This window comes from Listeria swaminathanii (assembly GCF_014229645.1).
Classification (GTDB): Bacteria; Bacillota; Bacilli; order Lactobacillales; family Listeriaceae; genus Listeria; species Listeria swaminathanii.
Genome location: NZ_JAATOD010000003.1, coordinates 309,682 through 329,419 on the forward strand (window position 1 = coordinate 309,682; position 19,738 = coordinate 329,419).

The following is a 19,738-nucleotide window of genomic DNA, read 5'->3' on the forward strand; positions in this document are numbered from 1 at the left end:
TTTGACAGATGACAAAAACATTAGTGCTGGCAGAGAAACCGTCTGTCGGTAAAGATATTGGCCGGGTACTCGGGGCTAAACAAGGTAAAAATGGTTATTTAGAAGGCGGGAAATATGTAGTAACTTGGGCGCTAGGACACCTTGTCACGCTAGCTGATCCAGAACGCTACGATTCCAAATATAAAAACTGGAACATGGAAGACTTACCGATGCTTCCAGAAAAAATGAAACTAGAACCAATCAAGCAAACGAGAAAACAATATGAAACGGTTAAAAAATTAATGAACCGTACAGATATAACAACCATCGTTATCGCAACCGATGCGGGCCGAGAAGGAGAACTTGTCGCTCGCTGGATTATTGATTACGCGAAAATCAAGAAACCACTAAAAAGACTATGGATTTCCTCTGTAACCGACAAAGCAATACGTGAAGGCTTTGAACATTTAAAACCGGGCAAAGATTACGAAAACTTGTATCACTCGGCTATTGCTCGTTCTGAAGCCGACTGGGTAGTAGGTATTAATGCTACACGCGCGCTAACAACGAAATACAATGCGCAACTATCTTGTGGCCGTGTGCAAACACCGACACTTGCAATGATTCAACATCGTGAGGAAGAAATACGCAACTTTAAACCGCGTGAATACTACGGAATTACCGCGTTAACTGAACAAGAATGTTTCACGTGGAACAATGGTCAAACTTTTGATAAAGCCTTAGCTGAGAAACTAGTAAAATCTTTACAAGGTGAAAGTGCGGTCATTACAGATGTTTCCATGAAAGAAAAGAAGACTTTTTCACCAGGACTATATGATTTAACTGAACTACAACGCGATGCTAATAATAGATACGATTTTTCAGCTAAAGAAACGCTGAATATTATGCAAACACTATATGAGCGTCATAAAATATTAACATATCCGCGAACAGATTCGCGCTTTATTTCAACGGATATCGTACCAACTCTAAAAGAACGCTTGGCGGCCTGTGGTGTGGGTGAAAATGCTAAAGCTGCCCGTCAAATCAGCGGGAAACCTATCAAAGCAAACAAATCATTTGTAGATAACAGCAAAGTAAGCGACCATCACGCAATTATCCCAACCGAGCAACCCGTTTCACTCGGAGATTTAAGCGATAAAGAACGGAAAATTTATGACCTAGTTGTCAAACGTTTCTTAGCAGTGCTTTCAGACCCATATATCTATGAAGAAACTTCAGTTAAAGCCAAAATTGGCCAAGAAGACTTCACTTTAAAAGGAAAAGTTGTTAAATCACTTGGCTGGAAAAACATTTATGGGGAAGTGCGCGAACCGGATCAATTAACCAAAATGCAAAAAGGCGACACAATTCCGGTTAAGCGAGTAAACTTAGAAACAGGCAAAACGAAACCACCAGCAAGATTCAACGAGGCAACTTTACTTTCTGCAATGGAAAATCCATCTAAATATATGGAAACCTCCAACAAGGCGCTAGCCAAAACACTTGGCGAAACCGGCGGACTTGGAACTGTTGCAACGCGTGCAGACATCATCGAAAAGCTATTCAATAGTTTCTCATTAGAAAAACAAGGCAAGGAGATCCAAATCACTTCCAAAGGGCGCCAATTACTAGAATTAGTTCCGGAAGATTTAAAATCTCCAGAACTAACAGCGCGCTGGGAACAGAAGCTATCCAAAATTGCAAAAGGCGAGCTAGATTATCGTAAATTCACTTCAGAAATGCGCGATTACGCTAAAAAAGCAGTAACTGAAATCAAACAAAACGATAAAAAATTCCGTCACGATAACATTACATCGCAAAAATGCCCGGATTGCGGCAAGCCGATGCTAAAAGTGAAAGGCAAACGCGGCACAATGTTAGTTTGTCAGGACCGTGAATGTGGTCACCGCGAATCCGTTTCAAGAACGACGAATGCTCGCTGTCCAAATTGCCACAAACGTATGGAAATGCGTGGCGAAGGAGACAAACAGATTTTCGTGTGCGCTTGTGGTCACCGTGAAAAACTATCTGCATTCCAACAACGTCGCGATAAACAGAAAAACAAAAACGTATCTAAAACGGATGTAGCTAAATTCATGAAGAAACAAAACAAGCAAGAAGATGAACCATTCAATAACCCAATGGCGGAAGCACTTGCGAAATTGAAATTAGATAAATAGACAAAAACAAAGCGACCCACTCAATATGAGTGGGTCGCTTTGTTTGACATAGTCCATTGTATACGAAACAATAAAATGGCAATCAATATCAAAAAGGAGATGTTTCACGTGAAACATAATCGATTAATAATTGAAACAGATATTCCGGCCAAAATGCGCGATGGTGTTACTCTTTACGCAGATATTTACCGTCCGGAAGATGAAGGGAAATATCCCGTTTTACTTACAAGATTACCTTATAGCAAGTCATATGGGCTGCATTTTATTCGTCCTAATATTTTGGCGGAGCAAGGTTATATTGTGATAGTTCAAGATGTTCGTGGCAGATACACGTCTGAAGGGGAATTTGTTCCATACATAGCCGAAGTGGATGATGGATATGACACTATCGAATGGGCGGCTAATCTACCTTATTCTAATGGCGACGTTGGGATGTTTGGGCTGTCTTACTACGGTTATACGCAAATGTTAGCGGCGATCAGTGGCAATAAACATTTGAAAGCTATTGCTCCAATTATGGCGCAAAATAGTATGACGGATGTATTCAATGATCATGATGGGACGCTTGAATTAGGTATGTGGGAAACTTGGAACTTAGAATCCATGCTCCCTAATATGCTTGCTCGTAAATACAGTACACGTGACGAACGGGAACAAGCTGCCAATACCTTAATGAAAAATCTGGATAACCTAGACGTACTATATAAATTCAAGCCCTATAAAGACTGGCCGGCAATTGGTCAGAAAGAAATGCCTTATTTTTCAGAGTTACTAAATTACGAACCGACCCACAACCACTGGCAAAAAATCGATGCAAAAAGCAATTACGATAAAATCAATGTACCGGGACTGCACGTTGCTGGCTGGTATGACTGCTTTTTAGATAAAACCATCGCTAATTTCCAAAATGGTTATAAGCGTGGGCTCGGCGATAAACTGGTTATTGGACCATGGACCCACGCCAATTTTGGCCAAATGATTGGCGACCGCGATTTCGGCATGGCGGCTACTAAATGGGGCGAGGCAAGCATGCACGCAAGACATCTAGAATGGTTCAATCACTGGCTAAAACAAGAACCGCTCCCTGAAACCGCCCCGATAAACTACTTTGTTATGGGATTAAACGACTGGAAAACAGCGACAACTTGGCCACCTCAAAATACCAATTTCACCCCACTTTATTTCAAAACTGGCGAAGTAACTGCTGACTTTACCCCACCGAAACAAGCTTCAGAAGCGAACTTTAGCTACGATCCAGAAAACCCAGTACCATCAAACGGCGGGGGGACACTACATAAGGAATTACATGCAGATGGTCCGCGCGATCAGCAACAATTGGAACTTCGAGATGATATCCTCTGCTACACGACCGCCCCACTAAACGAAGCCTTAGAAGTAACGGGACCACTCCGAGTTAAATTGTGGGCGAAAACAGACGCACCTAACACGGATTTCACTGCTAAACTAGTAGATGTTTTCCCGGATGGCACAGCGTTTAACCTGGCAGACGGGATTATTCGAGCAAGTAAACAGCACGGTGATCAAGTTCAAAATAAAATTAATGAGTACACTATCGACTTATGGGCTACGAGCAACTTATTCCAAAAAGGTCACCAAATCCGCATCGAAATTTCATCTAGTAATTTTCCGAGATTTGACCCGAATCCTAACACTGGTGATAGTTTTATTAATTCCACCGAAAGCCAAATCGCGCATCAAACCATCTATCATAGCCCGGATTACCCATCGCATATTCTTTTACCAATTTCTCGCTAGGAAAAACGGACTTTTGGGCGAAAAGTTTTATATACGACACTGCTAAATCATGGTAAAATATGAAAGTATCGGCCTAAAAAAATGAAATCTATTTCAAAAAGGGAATTTTTAAAGTAGATTTCTTTATTAAAATATAGATAAAATGAGCCAATAGTTTGCTCAAATGAAGGAGAAGTTGCAGTGAAAAACATAATGAAAAAGACAGGGATTGCAATCATGGCAGCATCCCTTGCAGTGAGTGGCTTCTTAGTAAGCCCGAAAGCAGCACAAGCCGCGGAGACACCAAACGTAAATGCAAATGCAGCAATCGCGATTGAAGAGAGTACAGGTAAAATTTTATATTCAAAAGACGCTGATAAGTTAATGGGTATCGCATCCATGACGAAAATGATGGATGAATATTTACTACTAGAAGCAATTGATAAAGGTCAATTAAAATGGGACGACAAAGTAACCATTTCTGAATATGCGTTTAAAGTTTCCCAAGACACATCACTATCGAACGTGCCACTTAGACTTGGTGAAGATTATACGGTGCAAGAATTGTATGAAGCGATGGCAATCTATTCTGCAAACGGTGCAGCAATTGCGCTTTCCGAAAAAATTGCAGGATCTGAAAAAGATTTTGTAGATGCTATGAACAAAAAAGCAGAAAAACTTGGATTAGGTGAGCACCAATTTGTTAACTCGACTGGTCTTAACAATGAAGATTTAAAAGGCGAGGAACAAGTAGGTGGGCCAAAAGACGAAAACCAAATGACGGCGCGCGGTATGGCGAAGTTGGCGAAACACTTAATTGATGATTATCCAGACGTACTAAAAACGGCAAGTATCACGAAAAAAGAATTCCGCAAAGGTACATCAGATCAAATTGATATGTCCAACTGGAACTGGCTACTACCGGGCTTAATTTATGGCCGTCAAGGTGTAGATGGTTTGAAAACTGGGACAACTGATTATGCCGGAATGTGCTTAACCGCAACAGCTGTGCAAGATGGCATGCGTGTTATCACAGTCGTTCTTCATGCAAACGGCGGCGCACCTGGCGCACATACAAGCGCCCGTTTTGACGAAACAAACAAAATGCTCGATTACGCTTTTAACAATTTTAAAGTAAAAGAAGTACAAAAAGCAGGCTCCAAAGTGAAAGATCCTTCTACGCTCGCAGTAGATAAAGGCAAAGAAGATACAGTCGGACTTGTGACAAAAGACGCTGTGAAGCTAGTTGTACCTAAGAACGACAATTCACCTAAACTAAACACAAAAGTAACTCTAAAAGAGAAAAAAATCGAAGCACCCGTTGAAAAAGGTACGACAGTCGGCGAAATGGAAGTATCTCTAAAAGATGGAGATGATCTAGGTTACCTTGACGGAAAACAAACCGAAACAATCGACGTACTAACTGCCAGCGACGTTGAAAAAGCAAACTGGTTCATGCTTTCCACGCAAGCAGTAGGCTCTTTCTTTACAGGCATTGGAAGTTACGTTTCTAATGGCGTGCAAGGTTGGTTTAATTAAGCTATTTTATGTGAATCACACATTTAATCAAAATTACTGGTGAAATAAATTTTTATGATTTTTTAAGAAGCTTTATTAATAGAGATTTTCCATATTTTTTAGGATGATATGGATAAAAGAGGTAGCATTCCCCGGAGTGCTACCTTTTTTTGTGTGGTGAAATATTAGGCAGGGACTTGTTTTTAAGCTGTTTTTTTGTTCTCTGAAATGGGGGCGGGATTTATTATGGCGAAATGGAAATTTAATGTTTAAGATCGCAAATGTGACAGAAAATTGAACGTTGCTAGAAGCATATAAAATTAGTCTTTTTTTATGATATACTTGCTGAGATTGTGATAAGACGGGGGTTTTAGGATGAGGAAATTATTGAAAAACAAGAAATTTTGGATAGTCTTGGTAATGCTTTTAGTATTAATTGTAGTACTTTTATTAGTACTTCAAAAATGTGCGCATGATGAAAAAGAGACGAAACCTTTAGAAGTGGAGCAAGATTTCAAGCGAAATTACGCGAAATGGTCGGATTTGAAATTGAATGGAGACATTTGTAATCCAACTTATTTAGCGGAGTTGCGGGAGATGGAGAAGGATTTTCAAACTATTTATGCAGATGCTAAAAAGGCAAAAGTATGGGCTGGCTTATCGAAAAAGGATCAGACCATTTATACTGCTTATGGTGATGTAGGTTCAGAGTTGAAAACGATGAATGATGCAATTGAGGCGCAGGAATATAAGCAAGCGCAGCAGGTTTTGACAAAGATTTTAGAGATAGAAAAAGGTGTAAAGCAATAAACTGAGACATAAAAGGGAGACAGAGATTACATATGAAAAAGGGCATAAAGATTTTATTGGTTACGTTACTTTTATTTCCGATGCTACCATGGCAATTTGTGCAAGGTGCGGTGAATGCGGAGAGTGAGTTTGGAAATTATTATGGAAAACAATTAGCCTCACAAGATAAGGTGACTGTGGCAGACTTAAATGAGGATGCGCAGAAGCAGTTAAAGGATGAAAATCCGCCGAAAGATACAACACTTGATGAGGATTTAAGTGATAAAAACGCAGCTGCGGTTCGTTTGTTTGAAGCGGAGACGCCGAATGTGACAGAAACTTTGGCAGAAGATGCATCAACTGCTGGAATGGAAGAGGTAGTTGCAGAACGGACGGAGAACACGAAGACCTTTGTAAATAAGGAAACTGGTGAAGGAGAAACTTATTATTTTACGGAACCGGTGCATTTTAAGAACGACGATGGCAAGTGGGAGGATTTTGATGCCACATTAGTGAAAGATGGCGAAAAAACATGGGCGGCAAATGAGACGGCTCGAGAAATTACGACGCCAAAAGTGGTTACAGAAGACGCGATGCCAACGCTTAGCTTAGACGGCGCAAATGTGGCAGTTCGTCCTAGTGGCGATGCTGATTTGGCGCAGGTTGTAGCGAAGGATAACCGAATTATGTATGCGAGTGAAGATGCTAAAACAGAGCCGTTTACGTTGGAGGCGGACAGTTTTGGAATGGAGCTCGGGCAGTATGTGAAAGCGGGCGATGATTGGGAGCAACAGGTTACATTTGATTTGACGGTTCCCGATGACGTGATCTTGAAAGACGATGAAAAACGTGCGGCGACATTGATTTATCGCGGTGAAGACCTAATTGGTGCGATTCCAAGCCCAGTTTTAGAAGATGAAACGGGGTCTGTAATTGATACGTTAACCGCGAAAAAGGTGAAAACGGAAACCGGCTATCAGTTGCAAGTCGCGAAGCTCAGTACGAAAAAAGTGACGGGTAATTTAGCTAAAGTCGCTGTTTCATTTGTGAGTACAAAAATTACAAATGGAATTCAGGCCACTAGTTTGCGTCAGTACCGAGATGATGTGGCGTATTCTTTTCAGCCATATATGTATATTGGCTATGATGATGGGAATAACTCTGGAACGAAGGGTGCAGCCCATTTTATTACATATGGTGTGGTGAAAGTACCTGATAGTGAGATTAAGAAAATTGGCACAAACCGTGAAATCGAATCGGCGGAGTTGTCACTTTTCAGAAGAGGAACGCAAGGCTTCTGGGGAGACCGTGCTAAAGATAGTAAAGGAAACGTTGTGAAGCGTTTATTTGAAGTGCATGGAATTACAAAAGATGTTGGTAATATTGATGATTTAACATATGGTAAATTTAAAAGTCTTGGTTTTCCATATGGACCACCTGCGAACGTAGACGGCAAAGAGACGTATATTGGGAAAATTGATGATGCGAATCGTCGTATTTCCTTTGATATTACAAACGTTGCGAAGGATTGGGTGAATGGCGGTAAAAACAACGGCGTGATTGTAAAAACGGCAAAGGTGAATTCCTTTGAAATGCCATATTCGCAAGCCGATATATTTGCTGCGCCTAAATCTGGTGTTACGAGCGAGTCGCCATATGTGGTATTTAAGCACCGCGAGCGTCCGCCGATTGATGCGGATATGCCACTCAAGGATACGAAGCTCTATTTGCGTCCGTTCGTAAGCGCGAATAATGATGGAAAACTTGATTTTACAGCACTTGGTATGGATGGCGTTGGTCGCCCAGATGCTAAGATTAATTATAAAATTATCGATACATCAGATAATAAAAAGGTAACATTTAGCGGGACAGATCCGTCGATTGGTCGAGATTATTTGTTCCCGAATTATCCAAAGCTAAGTAATGAAACGCAAGAATACCGCGAGTTGATGAGTAACTGGCAGACGAACACACTACTTTTAAAAAGTGCTTTGAAAGAGAATCATTTGTATCAAGTAGAAGCAGAGATTAAGGATGGAAATGAATCGGTAAGTAAGAAATATGATACGTTCCAAATTTATAAGGTGACAGGGCTAGACTCGTTGCCGCGCTTGCTGAAATTTTACGGGATTGCTAATAAGCGGTCGCAGTTTATGCTGGATAATAATATGAAGGATGAATTGCTCGTTCAAGGGAATGTAGTGTTTATTCGGAATCCGCAAAAAAATGCGGGTAAAGCCTATCAGTCGGGAAATTACGATACGGCAGATAAGATGCGACTTGATGCGCTAGCTATAGGGCGCGGAAAGCATTGTACATTTGGCTATGAACCGATTAATTTTGATAGTGGGAACTTGCTTTATAATATGGAAGATGAAAAATGGTTTGATTTCGATGAGCAACAGACGATTACGCGGACATATAATTCGATGGCTCAAGGCAAAGACAGCCCAATGGGACGAAACTGGACCTTTAATTTGACGGACCAGTTAGGTTTCTTAGAAGACGGCACAGTGATGTTGGCGCGCTCAGATGGTGGGAGTGTGTTCTTTGAGAAACAGTCGGACGGAACTTTTGAGATAGAGGAAGATGAGCCACTTGAGCTTTCGAAAAAAGTGAATAAAGACGGCGCGCGTGAATTTGAGGTTGTGGATTTAGAAACAGGAAACATCTCTCTTTTTGCTGCAAATGGTCAACTTTTAAAAGTGACAAGTAAGGCTGGAAATGTAACGAATTATACGTATAACGCTGATGGAGAATTGGTGAAAATGGTCACTGGCTCTGGAAAAGTGTTGCAGTACGCCTGGGATGCGGATGGACACTTGAAGGAGATTGTATTACCTGATGGCGGGAAATTGGCCTATTCATATGATGAAGATGGAAACTTGACGAAAGTGGTGGACCAAACTGGGAAAGCGATTACCTACCAGTATGATTCGGAACACCATATGACATCCTATAAAGATAACGATGGGAATTTATTAATTAAGAATACATTTGACGCGGATGGTCGTGTAACGGAGCAGACAGACGGAGAAGGCAATACTGCCACGCTGAAATATGAGTCCGGAAAAACAACGACAACCGATTTCAATGGCAATAAGAAAGTAGTTTATTTTAATGACCGCTTGCAAACGACAAAGATTGAGTATGCTGATGATACGACGACAGAAAATAAATATAACGACCAGCATCAGTTAGTCGCTTCTGTAGATCAATTGGGGAATACGACCACTTTTGAAAATGATGCAAATGGAAATCTGACGAAAACGGTATATCCAGATGGCACAACAGAAACGAACGAATTTGACGCGAAAAATCAATTGATCCGAAAAACAGATAGCCGTGGTGGTGTAACGAGCTACACATACGATTCCAAAGGCAATGTTGTGCAAATAACTGCGCCAAACGGAGGCGTACAAAAATTTACGCATAATGAAGACGGTCAAGTAGTTTCAGAAACAGATGCGAATGGCGCGGTAACAAAGACTGCCTATGATGCAAAAGGAAACCCAACAAAAGTAACAGATGGTCGTGGCAACGAAACAACCTATGCCTATGATAGTTTGTCGATGTTGAGTAGTATTACAGACGCAAATGGTAAGTCAGAGAAATATGAACGTAATGCCCGCGGTGAGCTAGTGCGCGAGTGGAACGCGAATGGCGCAGCGATGACTTATGCCTATGATACAAACGGCAATAAGATAAGCGAAACTGATTTGAATGGAAACAGCACTACTTTTGAATATGATGCTTTTGACCGTTTAATCAAGGAAACGAATCCGCTTGGTGGCGTGACAAAATACAAATATGACGGCAATGGTAATAAAATTAGTGAAACCGATCCACTCGGAAACACAGAGAAATTTAGTTATGATGCGCTAAACCGACGGATAAAAGTGACTGCTGCAGATGGTGCGGACATTACCTATCACTATGATGCGCTTGGTCAAAAATTATCCGAAGAAACCGAAGATGGTCAAAAAACAAACTATCAATATGATGCAAAATCAGGCTATAAAACAAAAGAAATAGATCCACTCGGCAATGAGACAAATTATGCCTATGATGCAGACGGAAATGTCACGAAAATCACGTATCCAGATGGCACAACCGAAGAATTCAGCTATGATGCAATGGACAATATTACACGTTTTGTCGATCAAGCTGGCAACGTTCAGACATACGAATTTGATGCGAACGGAAACACGACAAAATTAAAAGAATCCGGACGTGTTTCGACATATACCTACGACGAGAATGGCAGCGTAACCTCCGAACAAGATGCAGCTGGTGGCGTGAAACGTTATAGTTTTGATAAAGTCGATCAAGTGCAAATCGAAACCGATGAGCTTGGCGAAAAGACGCACTATGTATACGACGCGGATGGCAATGTCACGAAAATCACAGACGGCAATGGCCATGCTATAACGATGGCATATGACAACGCAGGTAACGTGATTCGCCAAACGGACGCAGAAGGTAACACTACAAAATATACCTATAACGCGCTCAATTTAGTTGAAACAGAGATTTCACCAACAAACGATATCACGCAATATCGCTACAATAAAAATGGTAATTTAATTACAGAAATAGACCCGTACGGCAACGAAACAAACTATCACTACACAAAAACAGGCGAAGTTTCTGAAATTATTGATGCTCTGAGAAACAAAACAACTTACGACTACGATAATCGCGGAAATCTGACAACAAGTACCGATCCATTAGGCCGTAAAACTACCTATAGTTACGATATGGCGGATCGTGTTACCGAGCAAAAAAATCCAGACGGCACTAAAGCAACTTACACTTACGACAAAATGGACAGACTGCTAGAACAACAAGACAATACAGGACAAAAAGAAAGCTACACATACAATGAAATTGGTGATGTAACGCGTGTTGCTGACCGCAAAGGACGCAGTGAAGCCTACAGCTATGACACATTCGGCAATGTCAGCAGTAAAACAGACATGCGAGGCAACAAAACGAGCTACGAATACGATGCAGCCAACCGCCTAGTGAAGCAACAAAACCCAACAGGCAAAGCGCAAAGCATTGAATACAACAAGCGCGGCGATATCACATCAGAAGTTTTACCAAATAGTGGCAAGTACACTTATAACTACGATGCAGAAGGTAATTTGCTGTCTGAAACAAACCCACTAGGCGAAACAACGAGCTACCAATACAACGGCAACGACGAGCTGATTACGACAACGAATCCAGCGGGTGCTAAATCAAGCGTAACCTACGATGCTAATGGCAATGTTACGGCAGTTACTGATGAAAATGGCGGCACAACAAAACAAACTTTTGACGCAACAGGTTTAGTAACAAGCCAAATAGATGCAGAAGGAAATAAAACACAATTCGGCTACGACCAATTAGGACGCCTAACAACCGAAATTGATGCAGCTGGATTCAAACTCCTGAACAGCTATGACGCAGCGGGACGCCTTATCAAGGAAACAGATAAGCGCGGTAACACAACGAAATATACGTACGACAAAGCAGATAACATTTTGACAGTCAAAGAGCCTTATGGTACCACGTCGACATTTAAATACGACCTACGTGGCAACATCACCGAAGAACTTGACGCAAATGGTAATGCGACAATGTATAGCTACGATAAAGACGATCAACTTTTATCTAAAACGGACCCGATTGGCTATAAACAAAGCTACAAGTATAACGAATACGGCGACCTTATCGAAGAAAGTGATAATCAGCAGAAAAAAGCAATTGCCAGCTATACTTATGACAAATTTGGGCAACAAAGCACGAAAAAAGACATCCAAGGTCGAATCACGCGCTACACATACGACGATACCCAGCGGATGACTCAAATTACGTATCCTAACAAACTTTCTGTCGGCTATACGTACGATAAACTGGACCGTGTTACTGCAATGCGCGATGTTCGTGGTAATGATACTAAAATTCAGTATGACAAAGTCGGCAACGTTACCTCCATGATTGATCCAGGTAACCAAGCCTACAAATACACCTACGACAAAAAAGGCAACATGACCAAAGAAATCGACCCACTCGCAGCAAGCACGGAGTATCGTTACAATAAAAACGACCAAGTTATCAGCATCAAAGACCCAACAAACGCAATAACTAAATACCAATATGATGCGCGTAACTTGCTAACTTCTATTACAGATGCCAAAGGTCACACAACAAAAATGGCCTACGATGGCAACGAGAATCTTAGCGAAACAACAGACGCAAAAGGTAACAAAGAACGCTTCCAATACGACTCACTAGATCGCATGACAGCAGCACAAAATCGATTAGGACAAAAATCAACTTACACTTACGACAAAGTAGATAACGTCACGTCAATCAAAGACGCAAAAGGTTTTGTCACAAAATATAGCTACAATGATCGTAGTGACCTTGTTAAAGAAGTAACACCAGAAGGAAAAACCGAAAAATACGAATACCAACTAGACGGTTCCTTGAAGTCTAAAACCAAGCCAGATGGTGAAAAAACAACTTATAAATACGATGAACTAAACAATTTAGTCGAGCAACAATTTGAGGGTGGCAGCTACAAATACACCTATGACAGCAATGACGACGTAAAAACCGCTACATCAAAAGACGGAACATCCGAGTTTACTTACAACAAATTCGGTGACGTACTATCAGTCAAAGATGCAAACGGTGAAACATTGAAATACGAATATGATACAATCGGCCGCAAAACAGCGCTCATTTATCCAGATAACACGCGCGTATCTTACCGCTACAATGACGCCAACCTGCTAACCGACGTAATCGAATCAGACGGCAAGAAAACCAGCTACACTTACGACGCGAACGGCCTGCCACTGAGCATTCATTACAGCAATGGCACAACGACGAGCTATAAATACACAGCAACTGGCGAAACCGAACAAGTCATCACCAAAAATAAAGCCGGTGAAGCCATCGCATCATTTGACTACAGCTACGACGAAAACGGTAACGTAGCCAAAGAAACCATCAATCAAAGTGGTGAAAAACAAACCAAGAGCCACACCTATGATGCCGATGACCAACTGACCGAAACAACAATAACTAAAGGCGAAACAACCGAAAAAATTACGTATATCTATGACGCTAACGGCAACCGAAGCAAACTATTACGTAATAAAAACGGTAAGAAAACCACGGAAGACTATCATTACGATGATGACAACGCACTCGCAATGATTAAAGCAGATGGTGATGAAGACACAACCTACACGTACGACAAAAACGGAAACATTACCAAAAAAGCCTTACGAAGTGGTAAAGTAGAAACATACACGTACAATGGCGAAAACCAACTGATTCAATCCGCCGACAACGAAGGCAATCAGACAACCTACACATATGACGCATTTGGCAATCGCATAGGCAAACAAACTATCACAGACAAAACCAAGTCCTTCAAAGGATCGCTCAGTGAATGGATTACAGAATACGACAAAGATAGTCAAAAAGGTAAAACAACACTAGCGGGACAACTAGAAACTCGTGCCAAAGAAACGTCTAAAGGCTGCCCAGCGTACGCAGAAGCAAGCAAAGATACAACTACTAAAAAGGCTATCCAAGGAAAAACGAATCTTAAAGCCAGCGACATTAGCCAGCGCACTACAAAACTGAATCAAACAGTCGGCTACCAAACAGTAAACACCATTCGCTACGTTAACGATTTAACCCAAGAATACACCCAAGTCGCCCAGCTTAACGAGACGACAGAAGATGACGGCGAAACAAGCACCACCAAGACCGCTTTCCGCTTTGGCGATGACAACCAAATTATCGGCACGGATGAAGAAAGCTATCACGAAAACGGTCTAAGCGACATCGCAACAACATCAGACGGCGAAACAAATACCGACTATGACTACACCGACTATGGCACCGCACTTGCGACAGCCCCAGTGGCGAATCAAATCGGTTACCGCGCGCAAATGCACGACACAAGCGACACACAAAACCTACGCGCCCGAAATTATGATACAAACACTGGCCGTTTCCAACAAGCCGATAATTACAGAGGAGCCCTAGACGACCCCCGTAGCCAAAACCGCTACATCTACGGCGTCAACAATCCGATGTCATTCGGAGATCCAAGCGGAAACATACCAAAATGGCTCAAAAAAGCAACCAAAAAAGCTAAAAAAGCCGTGAAAAAAGTAAGTAAAGGCGTCAAAAAAGTAAAACAAGTCGTCAAGAAAACCGTCAAAAAAGTAAAACGCGTTGTAAAAAAAGTACAAAAAGCCATCAAGAAAACCACCAAAAAAATCAAACGCGCCGTCAAAAAAGTAACCAAAAAAGTCCAAAAAACAGTGACGAAATTTAAGAAAGCCGCAAAGAAATCGATTAAACAAGTCACGAAAACGGCAAAAAAAGTTTACAAAGCAGCCAAAAAAGTGGTTCAGAAAAAATATAACCAAGTCAAACAAACCGTGAAGAAAAAAGTACAAACAGTGAAAAAAGCTGGCAAAAAAGTTATATCTAAAGCAAAAAGCGCAATCAAAACAATTTCAAAAGAAACAAAAAAACAAGTTGTCAAAGCTGGTGCTAAACTATTAGTAGCTCAAGCCGATTATAACATCCGTGCAGAAAAAGCAAAGAAAGCTATTTGTGATAATCTTTTAGCAATGGGAGCGGGAGCACTAGATAGTCTGGCAAATAGTTTCACTTTCGGAGCCGTAGAAACTATTAATAAAAATAAGGAAGTGTATGGGGATGATAACAGTTATTACATTGGTAGACTACTTGTTGATTTTGAGGGTGTCGTTCTTGGCATTGAGGGAATAATCTTTGGCCTAGGCACTGAAGCTGGCGGTGTGGTACTGGACTTCACAGGTGCCGGAACGGCAATCGGAGTGCAACTCAATATAGCAGGATTAACCATAATCACAGGAAGTGCAGCTTTAATAGCAAGCAGCGGAGCTAACTTTTTCCAAGACGCGAATGATTTGTTTTCGAATATTGAGAAGAATAAAGACAAAGCGAAAAGTGACAACGCCACAAAAGCGGCAGAGGAAGCCAGTGAGGCTAATCAAAAAGTTGTTTCTGAACTTGAAAGTCCTGTGCTAGATGGTCGGCGAGTAGAAAAAGGAACTAAAGTTGATGAGGTAAAACCTATCTGGGGAACGGATTCAAAAGGAAGACCAATTATAGAAAAAGAATTTCCTCAAGTAGCAAAAGAACATGGATTTCCTGACATTATTGATAATTATCCAACGGCTGCAAATGAGTTTCCATTAGTTGGTGGAGACGGTCTTAATAGAAAGTTTTTTCAAATTGAAGGAAGTAACAATGGAAGAAAAGGCGTTTTTGAATGGATTGTTGAGTCTAATGGAGACATAAGTCACAGAAGATTTATTGATGGTGGTGAATTAACAGGAAAACCAAATCAAATACCTAAAAAATAAGGAGAGAGAATAATGAAACTAACTGACTTAAAAGAAAAGAAAGTTAACTATGATTGGAAAACTATCTATGTTGGAATTATTCAAAATTTCTTTAAATCAAAGGTTATTTCTGACTATGCAATAGAGTTAATGGAACAAGGAAAAGAAGATGATTTTACTATTGATTTAGCTTGGGGAGTGGATTCTGATAACCTACAGCAAGTATTATTTGAAATAAAAAATCAATATTTCCCTGACTTAGATGAAACTAGTAATGAATATAAATTAGAAGAGAGAAAGCTTAGATTTATTTATCTTTCTAAATTAAAAGAGACGGTCAACGATAACGATTATTTATTAAAAAAGATTGCAGAATTCTATGGAAATAATGGTTATCCAGAAGATATGGTTGGATTTATAAATTATATGCCTCAAGAAGTTTCTACCACAAAAGAAGATTTAATAAATAGATTTCATAGTTTTTTAAATTCAGAACAAAGCAGAATAAAATAAAAAAGGCACTTTACTATCTGAATGGCGTCGGATAGTAAAGCCTTGGCTAGTATGCACAAATTCACTAATCAAGTTGCCACTAGCTAACAAGAAGCTAGCTGTAGTTTTAGTGCATGATGATTTATATAAGAGAGCTTGAAAGAGCTCTCTTAAATGCGTACAAAGTGCTACTTTTATAAAATTAAATTAAGATTCAAAGCAAAAAAATGCAATACTTTGATTCTTAATACAAGTACATCTCGAAATGGCTTAAAAAAGTAACCAAAAAAGTCATAACCAAAGCAAAAAGTGCAATCAAATCCATTTCAAAAACCACAAAAAAACAAGCCATTAAAGCTGGCACTAAACTAGCCATATCTCAAGCAAAACACAGCATGCGGGTAGAAAAAACAACGAAAGCAATTTGTGGAAATCTTGAACCAGTAGGCGCAGGAGCATTGGATAGTCTAGTAAATAATTTCACTTTCGGTTCCGTAGAAACCATTGGTAAAAATAAGGAAGTGAATGGCGATGATAACCGCTATTACGTTGGGAGACTAATTGCTGACTCAGCGGGTATCTATCTTGGCATTGAGGGAATCATCTTTGGGGTAGGAGTTGAAACAGGCGGTGTGGTACTGGACGGAACAGGAGCCGGAGCAGTAATCGGAGTGCCACTCAATATAGCAGGATTAACCATAATCACAGGAAGTGCAGCTTTAATAGCAAGCAGCGGAGCAAACTTTTTCCAAGACGCGAAGGATTTGTTTTCGAATATTGAGAAGAATAAAGACAAAGCGAAAAGTGACAACGCCACAAAAGCGGCAGAGGAAGCTGGTGGAACTGATGACATTGCTGGTAATGCGTCAAAGGCGAATCCGAATAATGCTAAAGTACATACAGGACAACAAGATAAGCATATACCAGGCACTAGTAATTACAATCAAGAAATTGCAAATGGAAAATACAGAAGCACTTTGAGTGAGAATCCACAGCAGTTATTGGATGAATTTGCAGGCACTGGACAAAAAATAGGAACAACTAAAGAACGAGTAGATTTTGGCAAAGTGATAGGAAAATATTATGATGAAGCTACTGGAACCTATACTGATACCACAAAAGGAATAATACACTATAACAGTAAGGGTCAGGCACACATAGTGCCTGCTAGACCATAAGTAGGAGGAGAAAAAATGGATGCAATGCTTAGGGAAATAAATAAGTATCCAAATGGAACTGTTTTGATTATTAAATGGAAAAATAATTTGATGTTAAAAGGAGAAATTGATACAATTTATGAGACTGATAATGGGTTAGAAATGGATTCTGACGATTATATAGAATTTTACGCTTGCTTAGTGAAGATTTTAGAAATTTTAAGCAGCCCTATTGAAGGAACGGAGTTAGTAGTAGATAGTTTAATTGAAATTTCTATGCAAAATTCGCCGTCAGAAATTATGTTAGAAAATGACGTAGTGGTATGGAGAATTTAGATATAATTTTAGGATTATTTTTCTTGAAAAGTTATTTTTTGCGGGCACAAAGAAGTTTGCAGTAATCTCCATACACCCGCTTGACTACCCGAAACAATAAAAGCATATTCTTTATCAAGATTCTTGCCATGAAATGGTTCGAAGTAGATCTTTACAGAGGATATCTTTTTATTTTAAATTCCAGCAAGTGGGTGAAAGAAATAAAAGAGTTTTTAAAACCTGCAATTAAAAGCATTAAATGTGAAATTGTAAATGAAAAACCATTCTAAAAATAAAAAAGGCACTCAAACACAAGACGGTTAATCAAGTTGCCAATAGCAAATGAAATTTAGTGCATATTGTTTCATATAAGAGAGCTTGGAAGAGCTCTCTTATATGTGTATTTATGTATAATCAAAATTACACATAAAGTATGTAATTGAAATAGTTAGCTCCTTTGAACCTAAAATAGAAATATTAAATGAAGTATAGATAGAAAGATAAATTATATTAAATAAAAACCGAATTAACTTATAAAGGTAGGAAAATTTGACGGGATAGTAGGAGGCGGAACACTTGCGGGCGTAGGTGTAGGACTAGATGCAACAGGAGTAGGAGCAGTAGCAGTAGCAGGAGTCCCAGCCAGTATAGCAGGAATTGGCATAATCACAGGAAGCGCAACCGTTGTAGTAAACAGTGGCGCCAACTTTTTCCAAGACGCGAAGGATTTGTCTTCGAATATTGAGAAAGGGAGCAATAGTAGTGCCCCAGAAATAATAAAAACGGGTGAGAAGACTCCGAAAGGTAGATCATTCTCCGAGCACGGGGCTGAGAGAGCCAATGAAAGAGGGTTTTCTAAAGAGACTATAGATTCTATTATTGACAATAACCTAAAGACTAGGAAATCTAAGGTGGATGAAATGGGGAGGAAAACATGGGAATATACAGATGTTCGAGGAAACAAGGTTGTTACTAATGAGTCGGGAGGAATTGTTTCAGTACATTCCCCAGCACCAGGTGGAAATTATATTCCTAAAAAATAAAAAGAAGGTAATTATGCATGAATAAAACTGATGTATTTAATCTAGCAAAAACACTTAATTGTGAATATGAAGTTGGTCTATGGTCTGAAATAAATTCGTTTTTTGAGTATCAAGAAGATAGTATCTCTAGCTTTGATTTAAAATTTCAAAAAGAAGGTAAAGTGATAAATAATTATTATTCTTTAGATGTGAACATGAAAAATTTTAGCTATCAAGCTGCACAAAGCTTGTTCCATCAATTGGTACAGTTCATTGAGTACAAATCTGCAACTTTTTATACCCAAGAAAAAAGAGCTACTGATATTATGATATTTTTATTGTCCGCAACTTCTGAGGGTAAAGGGTTTCTTTTACAGTTGAAAATTCAATAAAGAACGTTTAGAGGAGAATACATCTACAACTCGAATTTAGAAGGTACTAAATTGAATAAAACAATAGTTAAAGCAGAGTTTCGGGTTAGTAGATAATAATGAATGATTGTATACGTATGATTAGAAAATCCACTTTGAATATTAACGACATTGTGGATTTTCTTTTTTATGATCTTTCAACAGTTGATTCTTAGTTTTATTTTCGAATATTGAGAAAGGGAACGGCAAAGCAAAAAGTGACAATGCCACAAAAGCAGCAGCGGAAGCCAGTGGACCTAAGCCTCCTTATAGAGAGTACAATGGAACTATTGAAAAATCAAAAGTAATTTAGGATGAGTTTGGTAGACAAAGTATTCGAGTTGATTTTAGTGATCATGGAATGCCTTTAGAACATAGCGTTCCCCATTATACATGAATATTTGTATGGTCTCGGGCTGTCACCAACCAAAGGATTTGAATTTAGATACAATTATTAAAAGAAAGAGGTTTTTTTCATGAATGAATGGTATTCGGGTACTGTATTAGAAAAGAATTTCCCAAAATTTTCAAACACACATATTACTGGTATTAAACAAGTAAATTATTATATAGATTATAATGAATTTTACGAAGAGATATCCCATGTAAGTATTAAATTTATATTTGAATATGAAAATAAAGAAAATATATTTGATGTTCTATTTAAAGATGTAGCAGAGCTATTTAAACTTAGCTCTGCTA

At 39.6% G+C, this 19,738-nt stretch carries 10 protein-coding genes; all 10 read left to right on the forward strand.

Going from position 1 to position 19,738, the window contains the following annotated elements; translation table 11 throughout:
- Positions 1 to 8 precede the first annotated feature (8 nt).
- Complete coding sequence (locus tag HCX62_RS11240) at positions 9 to 2,162, forward strand: DNA topoisomerase III (RefSeq protein WP_185639122.1); 2,154 nt, start codon at positions 9 to 11, stop codon at positions 2,160 to 2,162.
- A 108-nt stretch (positions 2,163 to 2,270) separates the two neighbouring features.
- A complete protein-coding gene (locus HCX62_RS11245) occupies positions 2,271 to 3,938 on the forward strand; it encodes a CocE/NonD family hydrolase (protein WP_185639123.1) in 1,668 nt (555 codons plus the stop codon).
- Between the two features lie 180 nt (positions 3,939 to 4,118).
- Positions 4,119 to 5,456, forward strand: coding sequence for a D-alanyl-D-alanine carboxypeptidase PBPD1 (pbpD1, locus tag HCX62_RS11250; RefSeq protein ID WP_185639124.1), 1,338 nt, complete (start codon positions 4,119 to 4,121; stop codon positions 5,454 to 5,456).
- Positions 5,457 to 5,810: 354 nt separating this feature from the next.
- Complete coding sequence (locus HCX62_RS11255; protein WP_185639125.1) at positions 5,811 to 6,245, forward strand: hypothetical protein; 435 nt, start codon at positions 5,811 to 5,813, stop codon at positions 6,243 to 6,245.
- 32 nt (positions 6,246 to 6,277) lie between these two features.
- Positions 6,278 to 15,661, forward strand: a complete 9,384-nt coding sequence (locus HCX62_RS11260; RefSeq protein ID WP_260490873.1) for an RHS repeat-associated core domain-containing protein — start codon at positions 6,278 to 6,280, stop codon at positions 15,659 to 15,661.
- 12 nt (positions 15,662 to 15,673) lie between these two features.
- Positions 15,674 to 16,153 (forward strand): DUF2247 family protein, encoded by a 480-nt coding sequence (locus HCX62_RS11265; protein ID WP_185588112.1) that lies wholly within the window; start codon positions 15,674 to 15,676, stop codon positions 16,151 to 16,153.
- A 374-nt stretch (positions 16,154 to 16,527) separates the two neighbouring features.
- Positions 16,528 to 17,310: a polymorphic toxin type 50 domain-containing protein gene (locus tag HCX62_RS11270; protein WP_185639126.1), complete on the forward strand. Its 783-nt coding sequence runs from the start codon at positions 16,528 to 16,530 to the stop codon at positions 17,308 to 17,310.
- Positions 17,311 to 17,325: 15 nt separating this feature from the next.
- The gene (locus HCX62_RS11275; protein ID WP_070294949.1) at positions 17,326 to 17,625 is read left to right on the forward strand and encodes a YxxD family cognate immunity protein YxxD; all 300 of its coding nucleotides are present in this window, start codon (positions 17,326 to 17,328) and stop codon (positions 17,623 to 17,625) included.
- 1,039 nt (positions 17,626 to 18,664) lie between these two features.
- Entirely contained in the window at positions 18,665 to 19,018 is a 354-nt protein-coding gene (locus tag HCX62_RS11280; protein WP_185639127.1) for a hypothetical protein, read from the forward strand.
- Between the two features lie 494 nt (positions 19,019 to 19,512).
- A partial coding sequence (locus HCX62_RS11285; protein ID WP_185639128.1) for a hypothetical protein occupies positions 19,513 to 19,738 on the forward strand: 226 nt, incomplete at its 3' end.

Coding starts and splice junctions, on each gene's coding strand:
- HCX62_RS11240 (WP_185639122.1), top strand. CDS start 9: ATGACAAAAACATTAGTGCTGGCAGAGAAACCGTCTGTCGGTAAAGAT.
- HCX62_RS11255 (WP_185639125.1), top strand. CDS start 5,811: ATGAGGAAATTATTGAAAAACAAGAAATTTTGGATAGTCTTGGTAATG.
- HCX62_RS11260 (WP_260490873.1), top strand. CDS start 6,278: ATGAAAAAGGGCATAAAGATTTTATTGGTTACGTTACTTTTATTTCCG.
- HCX62_RS11265 (WP_185588112.1), top strand. CDS start 15,674: ATGAAACTAACTGACTTAAAAGAAAAGAAAGTTAACTATGATTGGAAA.
- HCX62_RS11270 (WP_185639126.1), top strand. CDS start 16,528: ATGCGGGTAGAAAAAACAACGAAAGCAATTTGTGGAAATCTTGAACCA.
- HCX62_RS11275 (WP_070294949.1), top strand. CDS start 17,326: ATGGATGCAATGCTTAGGGAAATAAATAAGTATCCAAATGGAACTGTT.
- HCX62_RS11280 (WP_185639127.1), top strand. CDS start 18,665: ATGAATAAAACTGATGTATTTAATCTAGCAAAAACACTTAATTGTGAA.